Source organism: Marinagarivorans sp. (genome assembly GCF_982758155.1).
Window position 1 is genome coordinate 1,253 of sequence record NZ_CEXWTU010000405.1, and the last position, 619, is coordinate 1,871.

Below are 619 nucleotides of genomic sequence, written 5' to 3' on the forward strand. Positions count from 1 at the left end.
GGATCGAATTTCTTCAGTTCCAATTTTTCAGGCATTGTACGTTTATTTTTGTCTGTAGTGTAGTAATGACCAGTACCAGCAGATGAAACTAATTTAATTTTTTCGCGCATGTCTAATTCTCCTTAAACTTTTTCGCCGCGGGCACGGATATCAACTAATACAGCATCGATACCTTTCTTGTCGATGATACGTAGGCCGTGATTACTTACGCGCAATTTAACCCAACGGTTTTCTGATTCAACCCAAATGCGGTGAGGGTGAAGGTTTGGAAGAAACCGACGTCTTGTTTTATTGTGGGCGTGAGAAACATTGTTCCCAGCCATTGGGCGTTTACCCGTTACCTGACATACTCGTGCCATATTAAATCGCTCCTAATTGAACATTATGTCGAGACGCAAATGCGTACCAACGAAAACTATAAAGCCGAACTTTATACCATAGATATAAAGTTCGGAATAGTTTATTACCTATTTACGCTTCCTTAAGCCCCATTCTAGCTAGTTTGTTTTGTATCAACTCAGCATTGATGGTGCCTATTTTGCGCATGATAATTTCACCATTCGGAGCGATGAGAAAGTGTGTCGGTGTGACTCTTACATTATCAAAAGCTTGGGCAATT

The 619-nt window shown here is 40.5% G+C and carries 3 protein-coding genes; all 3 read right to left on the reverse strand.

Features of this window, described 5'->3' with window-relative positions; translation table 11 throughout:
• Nucleotides 1-110: 50S ribosomal protein L33 (rpmG, locus tag AC3A8L_RS21390; protein WP_487964305.1), on the reverse strand; the 110-nt coding region annotated here is incomplete at its 3' end.
• 12 nt (nucleotides 111-122) lie between these two features.
• Complete coding sequence (gene rpmB, locus AC3A8L_RS21395; RefSeq protein ID WP_487964303.1) at nucleotides 123-359, reverse strand: 50S ribosomal protein L28; 237 nt, start codon at nucleotides 357-359, stop codon at nucleotides 123-125.
• Between the two features lie 112 nt (nucleotides 360-471).
• Nucleotides 472-619, reverse strand: a 148-nt coding sequence (locus AC3A8L_RS21400; protein WP_487964306.1) for a TlpA family protein disulfide reductase, incomplete at its 5' end; no start/stop codon positions are given.